The organism is Cryobacterium inferilacus, from assembly GCF_019599185.1.
In the GTDB taxonomy this organism is placed as follows: Bacteria; Actinomycetota; Actinomycetes; order Actinomycetales; family Microbacteriaceae; genus Cryobacterium; species Cryobacterium inferilacus.
This window is the reverse complement of the sequence record NZ_JAIEUL010000018.1, coordinates 42,084-62,996: the sequence shown is the minus strand read 5'-3', so window position 1 is coordinate 62,996 and position 20,913 is coordinate 42,084. Positions and strand designations below refer to the sequence as shown.

Genomic DNA, 20,913 nt, shown 5'->3' with positions numbered 1-20,913 from the left:
CCACTCCTTTTCAGCGAAACCCCAACAAAGGAAAACAATGCGAATCACCAAGAGAGCGGCCACCGTTGCCCTGCTCACCGCAGCCACCGTCGCACTGACCGGTTGCTCCGCCGCCGGCGGCGGCACGACCGACAGCGCAGACGCTGCCGACTGTGCGCCAGCAGACGGCGCGGTCGAGTTGAGCTTCACCTCGTGGATCCCCGGCATCGAAGAGGTCGTCGACGTCTGGAACGAAGCCAACCCCGACATCCAGGTGGCCGGGCAGACCGGCCCGAACGGCAACGGCGGCACCTACGCCAACTTCTTCAACCAGCTCGAGGCCGGCAACGCGCCCGACCTCGGCCAGATCGAGTACGACGCCCTGCCGAACTTCCGCGTGCAGGACGGCCTGGTCAACCTGGCCTCGTGCGAGGGTGTCATGGACGCCAAGGCCGACTTCGTGGACTGGACCTGGGGACAGGTCAGCTTCAACGAGGACGACGCCGTCTACGCCATCCCGCAGGACTCCGGCCCCATGGCCATGTTCTACCGCGCCGACCTCTTCGAGGCCAACGGCATCGCGATCCCCACCACCTGGGAAGAGTACGCCACCGCCGCCGAGCAGGTTCGTGCCACCGGCGCGTACATCACCAACTTCTCGCAGGGTGACATCAACCAGTTCGCCGGACTAGTCTGGCAGGCCGGCGGAACCTGGTTCGGCAACGACGGCGACAACTGGAACGTCGACCTCACCGGCGACGAGTCCATCATGGTCGCCGACTACTGGCAGGACCTGATCGACCGCGACCTGGTGTCGACGGTTCCGGCCTGGACCACCGAGTGGGATAACGCCTACAACACCGGCGCAGCCTGGACCTGGAACTCCGCAGCCTGGGGTGCCAACTCCATCGCCAGCGGCGCACCCGACACCGCCGGCAAGTGGTCCGTCTCCGCCTCCCCGCAGTGGGAAGCCGGCGATGAGGCCAGCGGAAACTGGGGTGGCTCGTCCACCGCAGTGTTCACCGGTTCGGAGCACCCGTACGAAGCCGCTCAGTTCGCCCTGTGGCTGAACAGCTCGAGCGAGTCGCTGACCATGCTCAACGAGGCAGCCAACCTGTACCCGGCCGCTGTTGAGGGCCTGGACCTCCCCGTGCTCAAGGAAGGCGTGGAGTTCTACGGCGACCAGCCGATCTACGACGTCTTCGCCGAAGCATCCGGCCAGGTCTCGGCCGACTTCGTCTGGGGCCCGACCATGACCCAGACGTACAACGACGTCTCCGACGGCTTCAAGTCCGCCGTCAGCGGCAACGGCACCCTCGCGGATGCCCTCGCCACGGGCCAGACGTCCACCGTCGACGCGCTCAAGGCCCAGTCCATTCCCGTAGCGGAGTAGGCAGCCCTGATCGGTTGATCGACTGAACTACCCCGTACCGCCCGGCGCTCCATGTGCCGGGCGGTACGGTGCGTCTGAACCGCGTGCGCGGGTTGCGTTCGGGTGATCGGCTCGCGGGGTCTCGACAGGCTCGACCAACGGCATGGGTACGACCTGCAAGCACGTCACGCCGGTCCCGGCGGGGCAACCCGTGCGCTGGTCGACCTTGTCGAGACCCGGTGACGCATCCGCGTGCTCGCCCCGTCTCGTTGGTCGAGCGTGTCGAGACCCGGTGACGCATCCGTTGGGTCGTGACGCCGGCCCAGGCGCATGACCCGCGTAACGGCGTCTGACCCGCGTTGGGCGGCGCGCGGGGGCGGCGCCGCTACGCGGGTGGCGTGCCACCCGCGCAACGGCGCGTGACCCGCGGAGCTCTTCCGGGCTCCGTTCAGGAGCGCACGGCTCGGGCGCTATCGTTCCCCCATAACTCCTCGAAGAAAGCAGTGTCATGATCCACCACCTCCGTGCCGCCGGCACCAGCCTCGTCCTCGATGCCACCGGCACTGGCACGCCGGTGATCGTGCACTGGGGCGCCGACCTCGGCGCGCTGACCCCGGCCGACCTGGCCGCGCTGGCCGCCGCCAGCCTGCCGCCCGTCGGCCCGAGCTCGATCGACGTGCCGCTGCGGCTCAGCCTGCTGCCCGCCCTCGCCGAGGGCTGGAGCGGACGCCCCGCCCTCGGCGGGTTCCGCGCCGCCGCCGGCTCGACGGGCACCAGCGCCCCGGCCGGCACGCTCGACCCGGCGCTGGCCCTGGTGGCCGTGCACGAGCGCGGCGCGAACACGCTGGCGATCGAGTTGGCGGATGCGTCCGCATCCGTGGCCGTGACCACCGACCTCGAACTCACCGCGCAGGGTGTGCTGCGGCTGCGGCACACCGTGACCAACACCGCCACGGATGCCGCGGCCGGCCCCCTCGAGCTGGCAGGCCTCGACGCGATGCTGCCGGTGCCAGACCGGGCGGGCGAGCTGCTCGACTTCACCGGGCTGTGGAGCCACGAACGCCGCCCGCAGCGCAGCGTGCTCGGTCAGGGCGTCTGGAGCCGGGAGTCCCGGCACGGCCGGCCCGGCCACGACGACTCCTACCTCACCGTGGCCGGTACCCCCGGATTCGGCTTTCGCCGAGGCGAGGTCTGGGCGGTGCACCTGGCGTTCAGCGGTGACAAGCGGGTCTTCGCCGAGCGCAGCGCCCTCGGCTACGCCGTGCTCGGCGCGGGCGAACTGCTCGCGCCCGGCGAGCTGAGCCTGCCCGCAGGCGCCAGCTACACCAGCCCGTGGACCGTCGCGGTGTACTCCGACGCCGGCCTGGACGGCCTGAGCGCCCGGCTGCACCCGTGGATTCGCTCGTGGTCGACCATCAGCGGGCCGCGCAAGGTGCTGCTGAACACCTGGGAGGCCGTGTACTTCGACCACGACCTGCCCACCCTGAGCCGCCTCGTCGACGCCGCCGCGCAGGTGGGCGTGGAGCGGTTCGTGCTCGACGACGGCTGGTTCTCCGGCCGCACCGACGACCAGCGCGCGCTCGGCGACTGGTTCGTCGACGCCGCCAAGTGGCCCCAGGGCCTGCACCCGCTGATCGAGCGGGTGCATGCCGCGGGCCTCGACTTCGGCCTCTGGGTGGAGCCGGAGATGGTCAACCCCGACTCCGACCTGGCCAGGGCGCACCCGGATTGGCTGCTCGGTTCGGCATCCGCCCCCACCTGGCGCGGCCAGCGCGTGCTCGACCTCGCCAACCCGGATGCGTTCGCCTGGCTGCTCGAACGGCTCACCGCGCTGCTGGCCGAATACCCGATCGCGTACCTCAAGTGGGACCACAACCGGGACCTGCTCGGCGGCTCGGTGCACCGGCAGACCGCCGCGCTGTACCGATTGATCGACGCCGTGCGCGCCGCGCAGCCGGGCCTGGAGATCGAGTCCTGCGCGTCGGGCGGGGCGCGCATCGACCTCGGCATCCTCGAGCGGGTGGACCGGGTCTGGACCAGCGACACGAACGACCCGCTGGAGCGCCAGCAGATCCAGCGCTACACCAGCGTGCTGGTGCCGCCGGAATACCTCGGCGGCCACCTCGGCGCCGCGACCGCGCACACCACCGGGCGCACCTCGGCGCTCGGCTTCCGGTTGGCCACGGCACTGTTCGGCAGCGCCGGCATCGAGTGGGACCTCACCCAGGCATCCGCCGCCGAGCTCGACCAGATCGCCGCCTGGATCGCGGTGTACAAGGAGCGCCGCGCGCTGCTGCACGCTGGGGTGATCGTGCACGCCGACGGGTCGGACCCGGCGCTCGAACTGCACGGTGTGGTGGCAACGGATGGCGCCTCCGCGGTGTTCGCGCAGGTCGCCCTGGCCGCGCCGCGCACCGCGTTGCCCGCGCCGATCCGGTTCCCCGGCCTCGACCCCGAGCGGCGCTACCGGGTGCGGCCGCTACTGGTGGGCCCGGCGCCGCACGCCATGCAGACCATCCCGCCGGCCTGGTTGGCCGAGGGTGCGCCAGAGCTGGTGCTCACCGGCGCCGTACTCGCCCGGGTGGGCCTGCCGGCCCCGCTGCTCACCCCCGAGCAGGCCGCACTGTTCACCCTCACCGCGGTCTGACCCGCTTGCCCCTCGCGCGAGAGCGGGGTTGTGGTGGGTTCAGCGGGGTGAGGTGACCACACGACCGCTCTCGCGGAACCGGAGTGGGTAACGTAGGGGCATGGACGACCAGTCGCCGCGGCGCACAGAGCTCACCGGCACGATCCTGGTCACCGGGGCATCCGGTACCGTGGGCCACGCCGTCGCGGAGGCCTTGGCCGCCGTGGGCGAAACCGTGGTGGCCGGCATGCGCGACCCGCGCGCCTGGCTCGCCGAGAGCGCCAGGCGCGCCAGCGGCACCGCGGCCGGCCAGCAGCCTGACCGCGCCGGCGGCCGGCCCGACCGCGCCGGTAGCCAGCCCGACCGCTCCGGCTCCGGTCGGGCACCGGGCGCGGGGCGAACCGGTGCCGGCCCGCTCGGTAAGCCGTCGCGGGCGCCCAACCAGAAGCCCAGCCGCAGCCCGGCGCACAAGCCGGCCGGCCGCCCCGGAGGGTCCACTGCCGCCGGGGCGGCTCAGCCGGGCGGGGCAGCCGTGGCGACCGCCGCCGACAGCAGCGTGACCGTGCGGGCCTTCGACTTCGCCGACCGCAGCACCTGGGCGCGCGCGCTGGCCGGAGTCGACCGGGTGTTCCTACTGGTGCCACCGACGATCAGCGATGTCGGCCGCACCCTCCTCCCGTTCATCGACCAGGCGATGGAGGAGGCGGATGTGGAGCAGATCGTGTTCCTCTCGGCGCCGGGTGTGCGGTTCAGTCACACCTCGCCGCATCACGCGGTGGAGAAGTACCTCAAACGCACCCGCGCCCCGCACACGGTGTTGCGGCCCACCGTGCTGCTGCAGACCCTGTCGACGCTCTATCGGGACGACATCCGTCGACGCAGCGAGATCGTGCTGCCGGCGGCCGGCGCCAAGGTGGCGTTCGTCGACGCGGATGACGTGGGCCGGGCCGCAGCCCGGGTGCTCACCGAGCCCGGCCACCTCGGTAAGGCATACAGCCTCGCCGGCGAGCAGGCGCTGAGTTACCCGCAGGTGGCCGAGATTCTCACCGCGGAGCTGGGCCGGCCCATCCGCTACACGCCCACGAGCGAGGCCGACTTCACCGACCTGGCCGTGAAACAGGGCGCATCCGCCGCGGATGTCGCCGCGCAGGCCGGCTGGTACCGGGCCGCGCGGCGCCGGCTGGTGGCGGTGCCGAACCGGAGCATCCGCCGGCTCACCGGCCGACCGGCCACCGGTCTGCGCGAGTTCGTGGAGAAGAACCGGCACAGCTGGCAGTGATCAGGCCGCTGGCACGCCCTCGACGGTGACCACCGCGAAGGCCTCGTCGAGTTCGACGTCGATGTCCTGGCCGTTCTCCAGGGTGACCTCGACCTCGTAGGCGTGGTCGAAGTCGTCGCTGCGCTCGACCTCGGTGATGGTGCCCACGGTGCCGGCCGGCAGGGCGGCGAGGGCCGCGGCGGAGGCGGCCTCACGGTCGGCATCGGTGAGGGCGGGCAGGGCGGCATCGGTGCCGGAGCTGTCGTCGTCGCTGTTGCTGCCGTTGCTGCTGTCGTCGGTGCCGGTGCTGCCGTCGCTGCTGCTGCTGCTGCTGTCGTCGTCGTCGGTGCCGGTCGTCGATCCGGCGCCGTCGCGGGGCATCCCGTCGACCCAGAGCACGCCGAACGTGTCGTCCAGTGCCACGTCGACGTCGGTGCCGTCGGCGAGGGTGACCTCGATCTCGTAGGCCTGCGCGTCGTCGTCGTCGCCGAGATCGGAGTCGGTGACGGTGCCACTGCCGACGGCGTCGAGGGCGGCGGTGCTGGCCCGGTCGAGGGTGTCGCCGGTGAGCGGGCCGTCGTCGCCGAACGAGCCGTCGAACGGGTCGGCGATGGCGAGGCCGGCGCCGCCCACGACGAGAACGGTGGCGACGGCTGCGCCGGTGATCCAGATGGTCTTCTTCTTCACGGTGTGTCCCTTGTTCGTGCGGTGCCACCGCTACGGTGGCTGATCACCCCACTGTGCCCGGTCACCGCTGAAGCCAGCCTGAAGCCCGCTGAACGCGGCTTCAGGAACGCGTCAGGTCTTAGGTCTCGGCGGGCAGGCGCACTTCGAACCGGGCACCGCCGAGCTCGCTGTCGACGATCCGCACCGTGCCGTGGTGCGCCGCGACGCTCTCCCGCACGATCGCCAGACCCAGACCGGTGCCACCGGATGCCCTGGCCCTGGACTCGTCCAACCGCACGAACCGTTCGAAGACCCGTTCCCGCTCGCCAGGAGGCACCCCGTGGCCGTCGTCCTCGACGACCAGCAGGGCCTGCCCGTCGACGACGCCGAGCGCCAGGGTGACCCGGCCGGAGGCGTGTTGGGCGGCGTTGTCGACGAGGTTGCGCACCACCTGGCCGAGCAGGGTCTCGTCGCCGTGCACCCTGGCCGCGCCCACGCCGGTGCTGTCGATGCCCAGCGCCATGGTGTCGCGCAGCCGGCGGGCCTCGGCGAGCATCAGGTCGTCCAGGTCCACGGCCGTGCCGGTCGCGGTGGCCGAGCGTTCGGTCACCTGCGCGAGCAGCAGCATGCCGCGCACCAGGCGTTCCAGCCGGGCGCCCTCGTCGAGCACGGCCTCGGACAGGTCGTCGAGGTTGACCCGGTCGGGGTGCGCCTGGGCCACCTCGGCGTACTGGCGGAGGGACGCGAGTGGGGAGCGCAGCTCGTGCGAGGCATCCGACACGAACTGCCGTTGGGCGTGCTGGGACTGCTCGAGCCGGTCGAGCATGCCGTTCATGGTGTGCGCCAGCCGGCCGATCTCATCGGCGCGGCCGGGGTCCTTGATGCGCCGGTCGAGGCTGCTGGCGGTGACGGCGTCGACCTCGCGGCGCATCCGTTCGACCGGGGCCAGTGCCCGGCCCACCACGATCCAGGTGAGCGCGGCCACCACCAGGACCAGGAGCGGCACGGCGCCGGCGAGCAGCCAGCCGACGGTGCCCACGGACTCGTCGACGGTCTCGACGCTGCGGCCGACGGCGATGGTGAGGCCGTCCTGCTCCTCGGCGGCGACGAGGTAGGCGGCGTCTTCGTCTGGTACCCGCACCAGCTGGGCGTCGTCGGTGTCGTCCAGGGGCACCGCCTGGCCCTCGAGGGCGTCGCTGCCGGCGAGCAGGGCGCCGGAGTCGTCGGTGACCTGCACGAGGATCTCGTCGTCATCGGGGTCGAACCCGTTGAGGGCGCCGTCGAGCGCGTACTCCGACTCGACCTGCTGCAGGTCGCGTTCGGCGGCGGTGCCCACCTCGGCGATCAGCACCGTGCGCAACACCAGCACGAACAGGATGGCGCCGATCACCAGGGTGACGGCCACGATGGCCGTGGAGACCAGGGTGATCCGGCCGCGCAGTGACCGGCCGCGCCGCTCAGCCACCGTTGGCCGCCAACCGGTAGCCGGCGCCGCGGAGGGTCTCGATCGCGGCCCGGTCGAACGGCCGGTCCACCTTGTTGCGCAGGTGCCGCACGTACACCTCCACGATGTTGGGGTCGCCCTCGAAGTCGAAGTCCCAGACGTTGTCGAGCACGTCACGCTTGCTCACCACGGTGCCGCGGTTGCGCATCAGGTACTCGAGCACCGCGAACTCCCTGGCGGTGACGTCAACGGATGTCTCGCCCCGGCTGACCGTGCGGGTGGCGGGGTCGAGTTGCAGGTCGCCTGCCCGCAGCACGGTGGGCCTGGCGCTGGCGCCGCGACGGATGAGGGCGCGCATCCGGGCCAGGAGCACGGCGGAGGAGAACGGTTTGGTGAGGTAGTCGTCTGCGCCGGTGTCGAGGGCCTCGATCTGGTCCCATTCGCCGTCCTTGGCGGTGAGCATGAGGATCGGGGTCCAGTTCTCCTCGGCGCGCAGGGTCTCGCAGACCCGGTAGCCGCTCTGCCCGGGCAGCATGATGTCGAGCAGGATCACCGCGTACTCGTTCTCGCGGGCGAGCCAGAGGCCGTCAGGCCCGGTGCCGGCCACGTCGACCGCGAAACCCTCGGCTTCGAGGCCGCGCTTGAGGCCGGTCGCCAGCCGCACCTCGTCTTCCACCACCAGCACGCGCATCCGGCCCCCTCGTCAGGTTGCGGCCAGGTGGCCGTGACTGTCAGTCTGGCCGACGCCGCTGAAGGCAAGCTGAAACCGCCGTGATCAGCGAGAATGTCGCGCTGGCGCCGCCCGTGTCGCGCGCGTGAGCGCGCGCCAGGCGGCGGAGGGGCTTCATTTCGGAACTTTGCAGGGTCATTCGAGGCCCGGACTGTGCTTTGTGCCGAAATGAGCGAGCGGATGCGCGGCGCGCGCGCGTGACCCTCAGGCGCGGCGTCGGCGCAGCAGCAGCCGGGCCAGCGACAGGTTGGCGAGCAGCAGGAGTTCCACGATGACCAGGATCGCCGGCCAGAGCCCGTTCGCGTCGTAGACGGCCAGCGCCACGAGCGGCCCGGTCACGGCGCCGAGGTCGCCGGCGGTGCGCGTGATGCCCACCACGAGTCCGCTCTGCCGGGCGGGCACGGCCTCGCTCATCAGCACGGTGGGCACGATGCCCGCCACGCTCGTGGCCAGCCCGTAGAGCACGATGGCCAGGGCGAACAGCCACGGTCCGCTCGCCACCGGAAAGAGCAGCAGGGCCGCGGCGGAGGCGATCACGCCCGGCACCAGCACGGCGAGCCGCTAGCCGCGGTCGATGAGCCGGCCCACCACCGGCAGCGCGGCCAGGGAGAGCAGCGTCGCCGTGGCCAGCGCCACACCGAGGGTGAGCGGGGTGAGCCCGCCGGTGTCGTACGCCGCCACCGGAACCAGGCCCTGTTCGCCGCCGAAGCGGGCGAAGAAGGTGGCGAAGGAGCTCAGCGCCAGGGCGATGACGATGGCGGCGACCCCCACGCCGGCGTAGCTGGGCGCGCCCACGCTCGGCACCGATGCGCCGGCTCGCGGGGTCTCGACAAGCTCGACCGACGCATCCAGCGGGGCGGGATTGGGTCGTGGGGTCTCGACAGGCTCGACCGACGCATCCAGCGGGGCGGGATTGGGTCGTGGGGTCTCGACAGGCTCGACCACCGTGTGGGGCATTGACGAGACTGCCGTCGGTGTTGCAGGCGCGGGCGCCACGGCGCGGCCGCGGGGCAGTAGTGCGCGGCGGGGCGCACCGCGTCCCAGGCGAGCATCAGCGCGAGGGGCACGCCGGCGACCAGGAACACCACCTCGAGCGGGAACCAGGTGAGCACCAGCCCGCCGAGGAACGACCCGATCGCGCCGGCGGACATCTGCACGGCGGTGACGGTGGCCATCACCCGGCCGCGCCGGGCGGGCGGGGCACCGGCGACGAGGATCGCGAAGCCGATGGTGATCGCGGCGCCGCCGAGCACGCGGGCGAGCACCCGGGCGGCGATCAGCCACTCCGAGGTGGGCGCGAGCCCGGTGAGCCCGGTGACCACCACGAGCAGCAGGCTCACCGCCCACAGGTACGGCCGCGGCCGCCACCAGCGCAGCAGGATGCCCGCCGGAATATTGGCGAGCACCCGGCCGAAACCGAACGCGGCGATGATCGGTGCGGGCGAAGGCCGGGTAGCTCTCGGCGGTCTCGGCCAGGAACACGGCCACGAGCGGCGGGATCACCGAGACGCTGGTGAAGCTGTTGGCGGTGAAGCCGTAGGCGGCGCCGCTCACGTTCGTGGTGACCAGGGTGACCGAGGTGGCCATGCCGGCCAGGGCCCGGCGCAGTTCGCCGGGGTCGAAGGCATCCGTCGGGACGGGTCGGGGGTCGGTCTGCTGCACGCTGGTCTCCAAGGCACAAGTCAACTATTTGAGTGGAGGAGAGCGAGCGGGTGAAGTGCTGGTGCTGAGGGTGTCAGGTGGCAAATGGCCCGCGGAGGTCCGTTGGCTTTTACGATAAGCGGCGCAGATTTCGTGAAAGTCCGCCCGCTGTTTCGCGCAGGTAAACTCCCGGGCCATCTCGTTGGTCGAGCTTGTCGAGACCCCGTGACGTGTCTGCGGGTCGCGCCCCTCCCGCTCAGCCCGCGGCGTGCTCCGTGAGGAGCCCGGCGAGCACCGCCACCGCCCGGCCGAGCTCGAGGTCGGTCGGGGCGCCGTAGCCGAGTACCAGGCCGTGCTGCCCGCGGTCGATCACGGCGTAGTCGGCCAGCAACGCGACCCGCACGCCGCGGGCGGCGGCCTCGGTGACGAGAGCGGATGCATCCGTGCCGGTGCTGGGCTTGGTACCCGCACCGAGGGGCGGCGAGAGATGCACGACCACGTGCAGCCCGCCGTCGAGGCCGCTCAGGCGCACGCCGGGCAGCGCGCCGAGCGCGTCGATCACCAGGGCGCGGCGGTGCGCGTATTCGCGGCGCACCCGGGTGATGTTGCGGGCCAGGCCGCCGCTGTCGAGGTAGTGCGCGAGCGCCGCCTGTTGCACCCCGGAGACCGACGGGCCGAGGTCGGCGCGCACGGCGGTGAGGGCCGCGCCGAGGTCGCCGGTGGCGACGATGTAGCCGCAACGGATCCACGGGGTGACGGTCTTGGAGAAGCTGCCGACGAGCGCGACCCGGCCGGAGCTGTCGAGGGTGGCCAGGGCGGGCAGGGGCGAGGTGCCGAAGCGGAACTCGCTGTCATAGTCGTCTTCGATGACAACGGCATCCGCGGCGCGTGCCCACTCGAGCAGGTCGAGCCGGCCCTGCACCGAGAGGCTGCTGCCCAGCGGGTACTGGTGGCTCGGCGTGACGAGCACGGCGTGCGGGGGCGGGGTGAGAGCGGCGAGCTCGGTCAGGTTGATGCCCGACTCGTCGGTGTGCACCGGGTCGAGGTGCGCGCCCACCCTGGTGAGCACCCGCCGGGCGGTGGGGTAACCGGGGTCTTCGACGGCGATGCGCGGGGTGGGCCGGGTGCGCGGCTGGTTGGCGTCGCCGGCCAGGGCCGCGAGGGCGAGTCCGATACTCGCCAGGGCGTCGCTGGTGCCGGCCGTGACGATCACGTCCTCCGGGCGGCAGGCGAGCCCGCGCGCACGCCGCACGTGCTCGGCGATGGCGGTGCGCAGCTCGAGGGTGCCGGTCGAAGATGGTGAGTCGCTGCGCCCCGATGCGGCGACGGCGGCGCGCCAGGCCGCGGTCCAGGCCGGGTCGACGAGGCTGCGGGTCGACGGATGCCCGGGGGCCAGGTCGATCAACGGCGGGGGAGTCGGGGCCGAAGAAGCCTCGCCGGTTCGGGCGGCGCCCGCGGCGCCGGTGCCGGTCGCGGAGGGGGTGGCCCGGCCCCTGAGCGGCCGACCGCGTTGGTCTCGGACCGCGTCGGTGAGCGCCTCGTGCCGCTCCACCCGCACCCGGGTGGCCGAGCCCGGCCGTGCCAGCAGGTAGCCCTCGCCGGCGAGCTGGTCGTAGGCGGCCACCACGGTGCCGCGCGACACCCGCACCGAGGCCGCGAGGGCACGGGTCGAGGGCAGGGCCTCGTCGTGGCGCAGGATGCCGTCGAGGATCGCCCGGCGCAGAGCCGTGGCGAGTTGGGCCGCGAGCGGGAGCTCCGACGCGCGGTCGAGCAGGATCGGCAGGTCGTGTGCGGTCATCGTGGCTCCTCTTTCGGTGTGCAGCCGCCCTCGTCTCGTCCGAATGCGGCAACCGGTCCAGTCGAAGTAACCGAAAGTGGCTCTGTTGCCGATCCAGTGTGCGCTCGATCCTAGTAGCATGCCCCACTCGACACCGCCCCACTCGACACCGCCCCGCTCGACACCGCCCCAGCCCGACGCAGCCCAGCCCGCAGCCACCCTGCCCGTCACCGCCCGCACCCGCATCACCCGCGCCCCCGAGCGCCAGCGTACCGACCGCGCCGAGCTGTACCGGATTCTCGACGAGGCCCTCGTCGCCCACGTGGCGATCGTGCGCGACGGCCTGCCGTTGGTGCTGCCGATGGGCTTCGGCCGCGACGGCGACGCCATCTACCTGCACGGCTCCACCGGCAGCGGCATCTTTCGATTGATGGCATCCGGCGCCCCGATCTCGGTCACGGTGACGCACCTCGACGGTCTCGTCTACGCCCGCTCGTTGTTCGACAGCTCGATGAACTACCGAAGTGCCGTCGTTTTCGGCGTGCCCAGGGTGGTCGCGGATGCCGCGGAGAAATGGGAGGCGCTGCGAGTGGTCTGCGAACACCTGATGCCGGGCCGCTTCGCCGAGGTGCGCGACATGACCAAGCGCGAGCTCGCCGCGACGCTCGTGCTGCGGCTTTCGCTGGACGAGGCCAGCGTGAAGGTGCGCGCGCACGGGGCCTCAGAGGAGGCGGACGACGGCGAAGACCGCGCGGTGTGGGCCGGGGTGCTGCCGCTGCGGCTGACCGCGCTGGCGCCGGAGACCTCCGCGCTCACCCCGCCCGGCACGCCGACATCCGCTGCGGCACTGGCGTACGCGGCCCGCACTGCAGCTCGCTGAGCGCTCGCGCCGCGTTTGTTTGCAGACTTCGCGGGCTGCTGAGTTCCGGACTTCGCACAGTGCGGCGGCCTGCTGACTGTGCAAAGTCCGGAAATGAGCACCCGACGGTGTGCCGGACGCGCGGGCTCAGCGGGTGAGGAGCTCCAGCGGCGCATCCGGCCGGAAGATGTAGACATCCACGTGCATATCGGCCGCGGCCGCGCTCGGCCAGGACGCCGGGGTGAAGAAGCGGGCCAGCGGCTCGCTGATGCAGATGACCAGGCGGGGCCGGGTGGGGAGGACGCCGCGCAGCCAGACCAGTTTGAGCATGTCGGCGATGGCGTTGTTGCGGTGCGACGACTTGGGGGTGCCGGTGTTGGCCACCAGCTGCACGAGCACGCTCGCGGCGGGGTCGATGCCCTCGACCTCCACCCGCAGGCCGCCGGGCACGGTGAGGGTGCGCGACTCGAGGTCGACGCCCAGGCGGTCGCCGAGTGCGCGCAGCATGGCGTGCTCGGTCGACTCCGGCTGGATGCGCCCGGTGGCCCCGTTCTGCGTCATGCCGTGTCCCTTCCCGCACCCGATGCGGCTGTTCTCGATGGCTCAGTGTACGGCCCGGGCTCCCGGCTCGCGCTCCGGACCGAGTTGGCAGCTCGCACGGGGAACAGTTGTGGAGCGGGGCGCACGCGGGGGTCGGGGTGGCCGATAGGATCAACCGTTGCCCGCAATGCCGAGAGGAACCCGTGACGGTCAAGAGCGCGACCACGTACGCGGATTTCCGAACGCTTGCCCTCGGGGTCCTCGCCCTTCTCGCCGGCCTGCGGTCGCTGCTGGTCCTCGTCATCCCGCTCGACCCAGCCCCGCTGAACTGGATCATGCTGGTCTCCGCCGCGGCCCTGCTCGCGCTGTTCGCCGTCACCGTGCTGCGCCGGCAGATCTCCGAGCCGGCCGGGCTCGCCGGTCTCTGGCTCGCCCTCGGCGGCGCGGTCGTGGGCGGGGTGGGCTTCGCTCCCGACCAGCTGGGCGACGTGAGTTGCTTCACCATCGTGTCGCTGGTGGTGGTGGCCGTCGCGGTGCTCAAGGTCGCCGCGGCCGTGACCACCACCGTGGTGGGCCTGGTGGCCGGGGCGGCCTGCCTGGGCCTGCGGTCGGAGGCGCCCGTGCAGACCGCGGTGGTGTTCGTGGGCATGGTGATCACCACCAGCGTGGTGGTGGGGATGCTGCGCAGCTTTCTGGCCACCGAGCGGGATCACGCCCTGGGCCTGGCCCTGACGGATGCGCTCACCGGCACCGTCAACCGCCGCGGCATGGTCGACCGGGTGCCCGCCCTCAGCGACCTGGCCGATCGAACCGGCCAGCAGCTCGGCTGCCTGGTGCTCGACATCGACTGCTTCAAGGCGATCAACGACCGGTACGGGCACCCGTACGGCGACCGGGTGCTGGTGGAGGTGGCGACCGCGATCGGCGCGGTCTCCCGGCGCAGCGACGTGTTGGTGCGCCTCGGCGGCGAGGAGTTCGCGCTGTTCGTGGTCGTGCCCGGGGCTGACGAGCTGCGGATGCTGGCCGAACAGGTGCGTGTGGCGGTGGCGCACCAGGTGGCGCCGCCGCATCCGCCGGTGACCGTGAGCGTCGGCGGCAGCCTGGGCTCCGGTGGAACCGATGAGGCGGTGGCCGAACTTGTCGCGGCCGCCGATGCGGCCATGTACCAGGCCAAACAGGCCGGTCGCGATCGGGTCGTCATCCCGGCCTGATTGACGGCGCGTCATCCGCTGGCCATACTGGCTATATCGACATCCGTCGATGTAGTGGAGAGTGACGCGCAGATGCCGGAGACGACCGTGCCCCAGAAGACCGTGGCCGAGAAGACCGTGGCCGAGAAGACCGTGACCGAGAAGGCCACCATCACCGAGCAGGTGCGCGAGCGTTACGCCGCGCAGGCCCTGCAGGTCACCGATGTCAGCAGCGGCTCCTGCTGCGGAACCCCGCTGGAGACCAGCGCCGTGTTCGGCTCGGTGCTGTACACCGGCACCGAGCACACCGAGGTGCCGGACGCGGCCATGCTCGCCAGCATCGGCTGCGGCAACCCCACCGCGGTCGCCGACCTGCTGCCTGGCGAGCGGGTGCTCGACCTCGGCTCAGGCGGCGGCATCGACGTGCTGCTCTCCGCCCGCCGGGTGGGTCCCACCGGGTTCGCCTACGGCCTGGACATGACCGACGAGATGCTCACCCTGGCTCGCGCCAACGCGGCCGAGGCCGGCGCCACCAACGTCGAGTTCCTGAAGGGCTTCATCGAGGAGATCCCGCTGCCGGATGCCGCGGTGAACGTGGTCATCTCCAACTGTGTGATCAACCTCTCGGCCGACAAGAACGCCGTCGTGCACGAGATGTTCCGGGTGCTCACCCTCGGCGGCCGGCTCGGGCTCTCCGACGTCGTCGCCGAGAACCAGCTCAGTGAGAGCGAGCGCATCGAGCGCGGGTCGTACGCCGGCTGCATCGCGGGCGCGCTGAGCGAGGACGAGTACCGGGTGGCCCTGGCCGCGGCCGGGTTCACCGACGTGAGCGTGCAGTTCACCCACGAGGTGGCCCCGCAGATGCACGGCGCCATCATCCAGGCGACCAAGCCGGCCTAGGCTGAGCCGGGCAGCCCCAGGAACTCGATCGCGGCATCCCGGAACGCCCGGGACGTGGGCGCGTTGAAGTGGTTGCGACCGGGGATCTCGAAGAACGACGCGTGCGGGGTGGCCTCGGCCAGCGCGCGAGACGCCTCGAGAATCTTGTCTTCGCTGCCGGTGGCGAACAGCACCCGCTGCTCGGGCGCGTTCGCCGCGTGCGGTTGCGGGCCGTCGCGCATCCCCTCGACGAGCGCGATGAGCGCCTCGAGGTCGTTGTCACGGATGGCGCCGGCCATCTTCAGGTACGCGGCGGTGAGGGCATCCGTCACCGGTGCGCCGCCCTGCACGAACGCGCGCGCCTCGTCGACCCGGAAGCGGGTGAGCGGGTCACCGTCGGGGATGCCGCCGAAGACCGCGCGGTCGATGCGGGTGGGCATGAAGCGGGCGGCGTGCCAGCCGACCCGGGCGCCGAGGGAGTAGCCGACGTAGTCGACCTCGTCGAGCATGAAGGTGTCGAGCACGGTGAGCACGTCGGTGACGAGCAGGTCCATCGAGTAGGCGTCGGCGGAGTGCGGCTTGTCGCTCTGGCCGTGGCCGCGCTGGTCGATCGCGATCACGTGGTAGCCCTCGCGCACCAGGTCGCGGATCCAGCCGGTGGCGTGGAAGTTCGCCAGCGCGCTGGACGCGAAGCCGTGCACCGCCAGCACGGTGGGGGCGTCGGGGTCGCCGAATTCGTAGGTGGCGATCTGCACGTTGTCTGGCGCGATGACGGTGCGGGCGGGCGGGGCTGGGGGAGTATGCATCGCCTCTATTCGACCACACGGGCGGATGCGCCGGCGCCTTGTCCTGCGCCGGCCGGCCAGGGCTAGAGCTCGTCGACGAACATCTGGCTGGCCATCGGCACGTAGGACTCGTTCGTGGTCGGGTCCCAGCCGACGAGCGCGACGACGTTGCCGCCGACGCGGGCGGTCATGCCGACGAGGGTGAACGGGGTGCCGCCCACATCGCCGGTGACCCGGAACGCGACGGTCTGGTCGGCGCCGGTCAGCTCGGCGTCGAAGGTCTCGACCTCGGTCTGCACGGGCTGGCTCTGCATCACGAACAGGTCGGTGCCGGTCTCGCAGCGCACGAGCGCATCCGCCGAGTCGCCCACGAGGATCGAGGCGTCATCGGCGTCGCCGACGCTGGCGACGACGGCCGTCATCGACCGGTCGTTGCTGGTGCCGAATTCCACGCCGGTGCTGTCCAGGTCCAGTTCCCAGCCCACTCCGAACGGGGTGAGGCAGGTGACGTCGGAGGTGGTCAGGCCCGGGTAGATCGAGTCGATCATGCCGCCGGTGTTGTCGAACTCGTCCGGCACGAACTGCAGCTCGGTGAAGATGCCCGCAAGGTCGGCGTCGGTGAGCACGGGGGAGGATTCCGCTGCGGCGTCCGGTGTGGCCGTCGGCGTCGGCGTCGCCGCGGCGCTGACCGGTGCGCTCGCCGTCGGGGACGCCGTTGGCGTCGCATCCGTCGTGTCGCCGCCCGCACAACCGGTCAGCGCCAGCAGCAGCACTCCCGCGAACCCGAACCCCATAGTCTTCACCGACATGTCACGTCCCCCGTGTCTGCCCGCGACCTGGTGCAGCGGGCGAATCGAGAGGTTACCAGACGTCCGCCGCGGCTCAGCCGATCCGGGTGTCCGCGTCGCTCGTGATGCGCAACCAGCGATGTCCATACGGCTCGAGGAGCAGCTCGACCGTGCCCCGGTTGATCGGCAGGATCTTGGGCTGCAGCAGATCGAAGAGGTGCGACTTGGGTTCCAGGTCGGGCAGGCTGAGCGTGAGTTCCACGGGCTCGTCCGCGAGGTTGTGCACCGCCAGCATCGCGCCCACGCTGGCCCGCACGATGTGGGCGAGCACCCGGTGGTCCCCGTGCTCAAGGATCGTGAGCCTGCCCCAGCCGATCTCTGGAGAGTTGCGGTAGGCCTGGATCAGGTCGCGTATGAAGTGCGTCAGCGAGTCCCGGTCGCGGCGCTGGGATGTCGCGTTCACGTGCTTCGGCGAGAACTCCCCGTCGGTCAGCGGCACCACCAGGTCGGACGCGCGCGCCTTCGAGAACCCGCCGTTCTTGCCGTCGGACCACTGCATGGGGGTGCGCACCGCATAGCGGCCCTCCACCGCCAGGTTCTCGCCCATGCCGATCTCCTCGCCGTAGAACAGCACGGGTGTGCCCGGCAACGAGAACATCAGGCTGTACGCCAGGCGGATGCGCCTCTCGTCGCCGCCGAACATCGGCGGCAGCCGGCGACGGATGCCCCGGCCGTACAGCCGCATGTCGGGGTCGGGGGCGAAGGCCTCGAAGACCTCGTCGCGCTCGGGGTCGCTGAGCTGGTCGAGGGTGAGCTCGTCGTGGTTGCGCACAAAGGTGCCCCACTGGCACCCGTCCGGCAGGTCGGGCCGGCCGGCCAGCGATGCGGTGAGCGGCCGGGCATCGTTGCGAGCGAAGGAGAGGTAGAGCTGCTGCATGCCGTGGAAGTCAAACTGCATCTGCAGCTCAGGCCTATCGCCGGCGCCGAAGAAGGCGAGCTGCTCCTGGTGCGGCAGGTTCACCTCACCGAGCAGCATGGCTTCGCTTGAACGCCGGGCGAGGAACGCGGAGATGTCGCCGAGGTACTCGTGCGGGTCGGGCAGCTGGTCGTGCCCCTCGGCGCCCTCCTCCTCCGACTTCGGTTCGATGAGAAAGGGCACGGCGTCCACCCTGAACCCGGAGATGCCCAGCTGCGTCCAAAAGCCCACAATTCGCGCAATCTCGTCGCGTACCGGTGGGTGGGCGATGTTGAGGTCTGGCTGGTGCCGGTAGAAGTTGTGCAGGTAGTACTGCTCGGTGGTGTCGTCGTATTCCCAGATGCTGTCGGAGTCGCCGGGGAACGCGGACGGCTGGTTCTTGGTGGGCGGGTTGTCACGCCAGACGTAGTAGTCGCGTTTGGGAGACTCGCGGCTGGACCTGGATTCGATGAACCAGGGGTGTTGATCCGAGGTGTGGTTGACGACAAGGTCCATGATCACCCGGATGCCCCGGTCCCTGGCGGTGCGCACGAGCTCGACGAACTCTCCGAAACTGCCCAGGCGTGGGTCGATGGCGTAGAAGTCGGTGATGTCGTAGCCGTCGTCGTGGCCGGGGCTGGGGTAGAGCGGCATCAGCCAGAGGCAGGTGACGCCGAGTTCGGCCAGGTAGTCGATGCGGCGGGTCAACCCGGGCAGGTCGCCGACGCCGTCGTCGTTGCTGTCGAGGTAGACCTCCACGTCGAGGCAGTAGATGACCGCGTTCTTCCACCACCGGTCGCTGGTGTCTGAGATCCTCATGAGCTCACTCCGGTTGTGCGCAGCTGGGGGAGCACGCTGTCACCGAAGGCATCCAGGAAGCCCTGCTGCTGCCGGCCCACGTGGTGCAGGTAGATGTCGTCGAAGCCGAGCTCGGCGAACTCGGCGAGCCTGGCGGCGTGCCAGCCGAGGTCGCTGGAGATGAGCACCGACTCGCGCAGATCATCCGGGGTGATGTGTTTGGAGACCTCGTCGAAGGTCTCCGGGGTGTCCAGGTCCCACGGCACGGGTGGTGCGAAGGCGTTGGTGCGCCACTGATCGTGAGCGATCGCGCCGGCCTCCTCGTCGGTACCCGCCCAGCTGAGGTGCACCTGCAGGGCGCGGCGTCCCGTGCCACCGGCGCTGTCGTAGGCGCCGAGCACCTCCCTGAGAACGTCGACGGGTTGGGCCACGGTGACCAGACCGTCGGCCCAGGAGGCGGCCCATCCGGCGGTGGCGGCGGAGTAGGCCGCGACCACGAGCGGCGGCGGGGTGTCGGGGCGGCTCCAGACCTTGGCCCTGTCCACCGTGACCGATCCGTCGCTGCTCACCTCCTCGCCCTGGAGGAGGGCGCGCATCACCCGCACGCTCTCCTCGAGCCTCTCGTTGCGTAGCTCTTTTCGGGGCCACGGTTCGCCGGTGATGTGTTCATTCAGAAATTCACCGGAGCCGAGCGCTGCCCAAAATCTGTCGGGGTACATCTGCCCCAGAGTGCCGATCGCCTGCGCGATGATGGCCGGGTGGTAGCGCTGACCGGGCGCGGTGACCACGCCGAACGGGAGATTCGTGGCCTCCAGGGCCGCGCCCAGCCACGACCAGGCGAAGCCGGATTGCCCCTGCCGCACGCTCCACGGCGCAATGTGGTCGGAGCACATCGCGGCGGTGAAGCCCACGGTCTCAGCGTGCGTGACCGCGGCGAGAAGTGCCCGGGGATCGATTTGTTCGTGCGATGCGTGGAATCCGATCACGGGGAGCCTTTCGGTCGAACGTGCGGGCGCGGGGCTGGGTATCCATGCAACAGGGTTTATCTGAAGACCTCAAGTGGGGGTTCGCACGGGCGCTCCGAGCTGGCGCCAGGGGTGGCGAAACACACTTGTAATGACCGGGACACGTGCGGGCAACCGGGCGCGCGCACACTGTAAGAGCGACGTAAGCCGTTGCTCTCCATCTGAGACACCAATCCTCAGTGGCTCACTCATCGAGTCGATGACGAAGCTATGCCCGATTGGTGGCCCGGCATCGATCTCGTGACCTGATCCAGTGGTTCGACGGAGGAACACGATGCTGAAAATTACAATTCTGGTGGGCAACCCCAAGCCCCAGAGCCGCACCCTCAAGCTTGCGGAAACGCTGGTCGACGAGCTGCTCGTCGCCGGCACCTACGACCTTCGGGTCATCGACTTGGCCGAGTATTCGAGTCACATCTTCGAGTGGCCCTCGCCGGTGATGTCCGAGCTCAACCAGGCCGTGGCCGACAGCGACCTGCTCGTTGTCGCCAGCCCCACCTACAAGGCCACCTACACCGGCCTGCTCAAGGGCTTTCTCGACCGGTACGCCGCCAACGGCCTGCGCGGGGTCACCGCGATCGGCGTGATGACCGGTGCCGACCTCAGCCACTCGATGGGTGTCGACGTCAACCTGCGTCCGCTGCTCGTCGAGCTGGGCGCGAGCGTGCCCACCAAGGGCCTCTACTTCGTCACCGGCCAGATGGAGAAGATGGAGGAGATCGTGGCCGCTTGGGCCGCCGAGAACCTCGCCGTGCTGCGCCTGCTGCAACCCCTGACGATGGGCATGTTGGGCAAGAACCCCGAGACGGATGTGCAGACCGCGTCGGATGCATCCGCCACCGTCTCGAACGGAGCACGCGCATGAGCCCCCGCGACCTCGACATCGTGACCGCGCTCGAACCCACGGACACGCACGGCCTCGAGGCCATCAGCAGCGACCCGAGCGACATTCGCGGGGCGTTCGGCAAGTTCCCGTCGGGTGTGGCGGCGTTGTGCGCCGAGATCGACGGCCAGCCCACCGGCCTGGTGGCATCGTCGTTCTCGGTGGGCGTCTCGTACGAGCCGCCGCTGGTGCTGTTCTCGGTGCAGAACAGCTCCACCACCTGGCCGGTGCTGCGGCAGGGCGGGCGCATCGGCGTGTCGATCCTGGGCAGCGACCACGCCCGCGAGTGCTACCAGTTGGCCTCCCGCAAGGGCGACCGGTTCGCCGGTCTCGACACCCGCGTCACCGACCTGGGCGCGCTGTTCATCGAGGGTTCGTCGCTCTGGCTGGACTGCGAGATCTACTCGGAGACCCCGGCCGGTGACCACACGATCGTGCTGCTCGAGGTGAAGTCGCTCAAGGTGAGCGACGACCGTGACCCGCTGATCTACCACTCGGCCGCGTTCCGCAGCCTGCTGCCCGCCGAGCCCAAGGCCGCCTGAGGCGCCGGCCCGCCCGCCGGCCCCGCCCCAACTCGTCGATTCGCCCGGCCCTGGTGCATAACTCCTGCAATTTTCCGGATCGGCCCCTGGGAGGGCCGGAAACACGCGGAAGTCTGCGGGGCCGGCCGGATTCCGCAGGAGTTATGCGCCCCACAGGGGGGTGAAGGGGCGGGGGA

20 protein-coding genes and 1 pseudogene are annotated in these 20,913 nt (G+C 70.9%); 8 read left to right on the top strand and 13 right to left on the bottom strand.

Annotated features, from left to right (window positions below):
* Window positions 1-37: 37 nt before the first annotated feature.
* From K2F54_RS15055 to K2F54_RS15045, 3 genes are all read left to right on the top strand, one after another.
* Window positions 38-1,372 (top strand): ABC transporter substrate-binding protein, encoded by a 1,335-nt coding sequence (locus tag K2F54_RS15055; protein WP_220606668.1) that lies wholly within the window; start codon window positions 38-40, stop codon window positions 1,370-1,372.
* Window positions 1,373-1,859: 487 nt separating this feature from the next.
* A complete protein-coding gene (locus K2F54_RS15050) occupies window positions 1,860-3,998 on the top strand; it encodes an alpha-galactosidase (protein WP_220606667.1) in 2,139 nt (712 codons plus the stop codon).
* A gap of 100 nt (window positions 3,999-4,098) precedes the next feature.
* Window positions 4,099-5,256: an NmrA family NAD(P)-binding protein gene (locus K2F54_RS15045; protein ID WP_220606666.1), complete on the top strand. Its 1,158-nt coding sequence runs from the start codon at window positions 4,099-4,101 to the stop codon at window positions 5,254-5,256.
* Here K2F54_RS15045 and K2F54_RS15040 read toward each other — a convergent pair whose 3' ends face one another.
* The 8 genes and pseudogenes from K2F54_RS15040 to pdxR all read right to left on the bottom strand — a co-directional run bounded on the left by K2F54_RS15040 (window position 5,257) and on the right by pdxR (window position 11,514).
* Complete coding sequence (locus K2F54_RS15040; protein WP_220606665.1) at window positions 5,257-5,922, bottom strand: PepSY domain-containing protein; 666 nt, start codon at window positions 5,920-5,922, stop codon at window positions 5,257-5,259. It lies immediately after the preceding gene.
* A gap of 118 nt (window positions 5,923-6,040) precedes the next feature.
* Window positions 6,041-7,366 (bottom strand): sensor histidine kinase, encoded by a 1,326-nt coding sequence (locus K2F54_RS15035; protein ID WP_220606664.1) that lies wholly within the window; start codon window positions 7,364-7,366, stop codon window positions 6,041-6,043.
* Window positions 7,359-8,036 (bottom strand): response regulator transcription factor, encoded by a 678-nt coding sequence (locus K2F54_RS15030; RefSeq protein ID WP_220606663.1) that lies wholly within the window; start codon window positions 8,034-8,036, stop codon window positions 7,359-7,361. The genes K2F54_RS15035 and K2F54_RS15030 overlap by 8 nt, the downstream gene beginning before the upstream one ends.
* Before the next feature lie 243 nt (window positions 8,037-8,279).
* Window positions 8,280-8,627, bottom strand: coding sequence for an MFS transporter (locus tag K2F54_RS15025; RefSeq protein ID WP_220606662.1), 348 nt, complete (start codon window positions 8,625-8,627; stop codon window positions 8,280-8,282).
* Between the two features lie 9 nt (window positions 8,628-8,636).
* On the bottom strand, window positions 8,637-8,870 hold the full coding sequence (locus K2F54_RS15020) for a hypothetical protein (RefSeq protein ID WP_220606686.1): 234 nt from the start codon (window positions 8,868-8,870) through the stop codon (window positions 8,637-8,639).
* On the bottom strand, window positions 8,810-9,505 hold the full coding sequence (locus K2F54_RS15015; RefSeq protein WP_308287689.1) for an MFS transporter: 696 nt from the start codon (window positions 9,503-9,505) through the stop codon (window positions 8,810-8,812). Before K2F54_RS15015 ends, K2F54_RS15020 begins: the two co-directional genes overlap by 61 nt.
* A 10-nt stretch (window positions 9,506-9,515) precedes the next feature.
* A pseudogene (locus K2F54_RS15010) lies at window positions 9,516-9,662 on the bottom strand (flavin reductase); the annotation flags it as partial.
* Between the two features lie 310 nt (window positions 9,663-9,972).
* Window positions 9,973-11,514 (bottom strand): MocR-like pyridoxine biosynthesis transcription factor PdxR, encoded by a 1,542-nt coding sequence (gene pdxR / locus K2F54_RS15005; protein WP_220606660.1) that lies wholly within the window; start codon window positions 11,512-11,514, stop codon window positions 9,973-9,975.
* Window positions 11,515-11,632: 118 nt separating this feature from the next.
* Between pdxR and K2F54_RS15000 the strand changes: the two genes are divergently transcribed.
* Window positions 11,633-12,373 carry a pyridoxamine 5'-phosphate oxidase family protein gene (locus K2F54_RS15000; RefSeq protein ID WP_220606659.1) on the top strand — a complete coding sequence of 247 codons (741 nt, stop codon included), beginning with the start codon at window positions 11,633-11,635 and terminating at the stop codon, window positions 12,371-12,373.
* Between the two features lie 126 nt (window positions 12,374-12,499).
* On the opposite strand, the gene K2F54_RS14995 is transcribed toward K2F54_RS15000, so the two are convergent.
* On the bottom strand, window positions 12,500-12,913 hold the full coding sequence (locus K2F54_RS14995; RefSeq protein WP_220606658.1) for a hypothetical protein: 414 nt from the start codon (window positions 12,911-12,913) through the stop codon (window positions 12,500-12,502).
* A 182-nt stretch (window positions 12,914-13,095) separates the two neighbouring features.
* On the opposite strand from K2F54_RS14995, the gene K2F54_RS19625 reads away from it, so the two are divergent.
* Window positions 13,096-14,103 (top strand): GGDEF domain-containing protein, encoded by a 1,008-nt coding sequence (locus K2F54_RS19625; protein ID WP_220606657.1) that lies wholly within the window; start codon window positions 13,096-13,098, stop codon window positions 14,101-14,103.
* 72 nt (window positions 14,104-14,175) lie between these two features.
* A complete protein-coding gene (arsM, locus tag K2F54_RS14985; protein WP_220606656.1) occupies window positions 14,176-14,982 on the top strand; it encodes an arsenite methyltransferase in 807 nt (268 codons plus the stop codon).
* Here arsM and K2F54_RS14980 read toward each other — a convergent pair.
* From K2F54_RS14980 to K2F54_RS14965, 4 genes are all read right to left on the bottom strand, one after another.
* Window positions 14,979-15,767, bottom strand: a complete 789-nt coding sequence (locus K2F54_RS14980) for an alpha/beta fold hydrolase (RefSeq protein WP_220606655.1) — start codon at window positions 15,765-15,767, stop codon at window positions 14,979-14,981. The two genes, arsM and K2F54_RS14980, sit on opposite strands and share 4 nt — an antisense overlap.
* Window positions 15,768-15,829: 62 nt before the next feature.
* Window positions 15,830-16,555 carry a hypothetical protein gene (locus K2F54_RS14975; RefSeq protein ID WP_220606654.1) on the bottom strand — a complete coding sequence of 242 codons (726 nt, stop codon included), beginning with the start codon at window positions 16,553-16,555 and terminating at the stop codon, window positions 15,830-15,832.
* A 73-nt stretch (window positions 16,556-16,628) separates the two neighbouring features.
* Window positions 16,629-18,308 carry an alpha-amylase family protein gene (locus K2F54_RS14970; protein ID WP_220606653.1) on the bottom strand — a complete coding sequence of 560 codons (1,680 nt, stop codon included), beginning with the start codon at window positions 18,306-18,308 and terminating at the stop codon, window positions 16,629-16,631.
* Window positions 18,305-19,273: a TIGR03885 family FMN-dependent LLM class oxidoreductase gene (locus K2F54_RS14965; RefSeq protein WP_308287686.1), complete on the bottom strand. Its 969-nt coding sequence runs from the start codon at window positions 19,271-19,273 to the stop codon at window positions 18,305-18,307. The genes K2F54_RS14970 and K2F54_RS14965 overlap by 4 nt, the downstream gene beginning before the upstream one ends.
* A gap of 313 nt (window positions 19,274-19,586) precedes the next feature.
* Here K2F54_RS14965 and K2F54_RS14960 point away from each other — a divergent pair, with 313 nt between their 5' ends.
* Both K2F54_RS14960 and K2F54_RS14955 read left to right on the top strand, forming a co-directional pair.
* Window positions 19,587-20,177, top strand: coding sequence for an NADPH-dependent FMN reductase (locus tag K2F54_RS14960; protein WP_220606652.1), 591 nt, complete (start codon window positions 19,587-19,589; stop codon window positions 20,175-20,177).
* Entirely contained in the window at window positions 20,174-20,737 is a 564-nt protein-coding gene (locus K2F54_RS14955; RefSeq protein ID WP_220606651.1) for a flavin reductase family protein, read from the top strand. Before K2F54_RS14960 ends, K2F54_RS14955 begins: the two co-directional genes overlap by 4 nt.
* Window positions 20,738-20,913 lie beyond the last annotated feature (176 nt).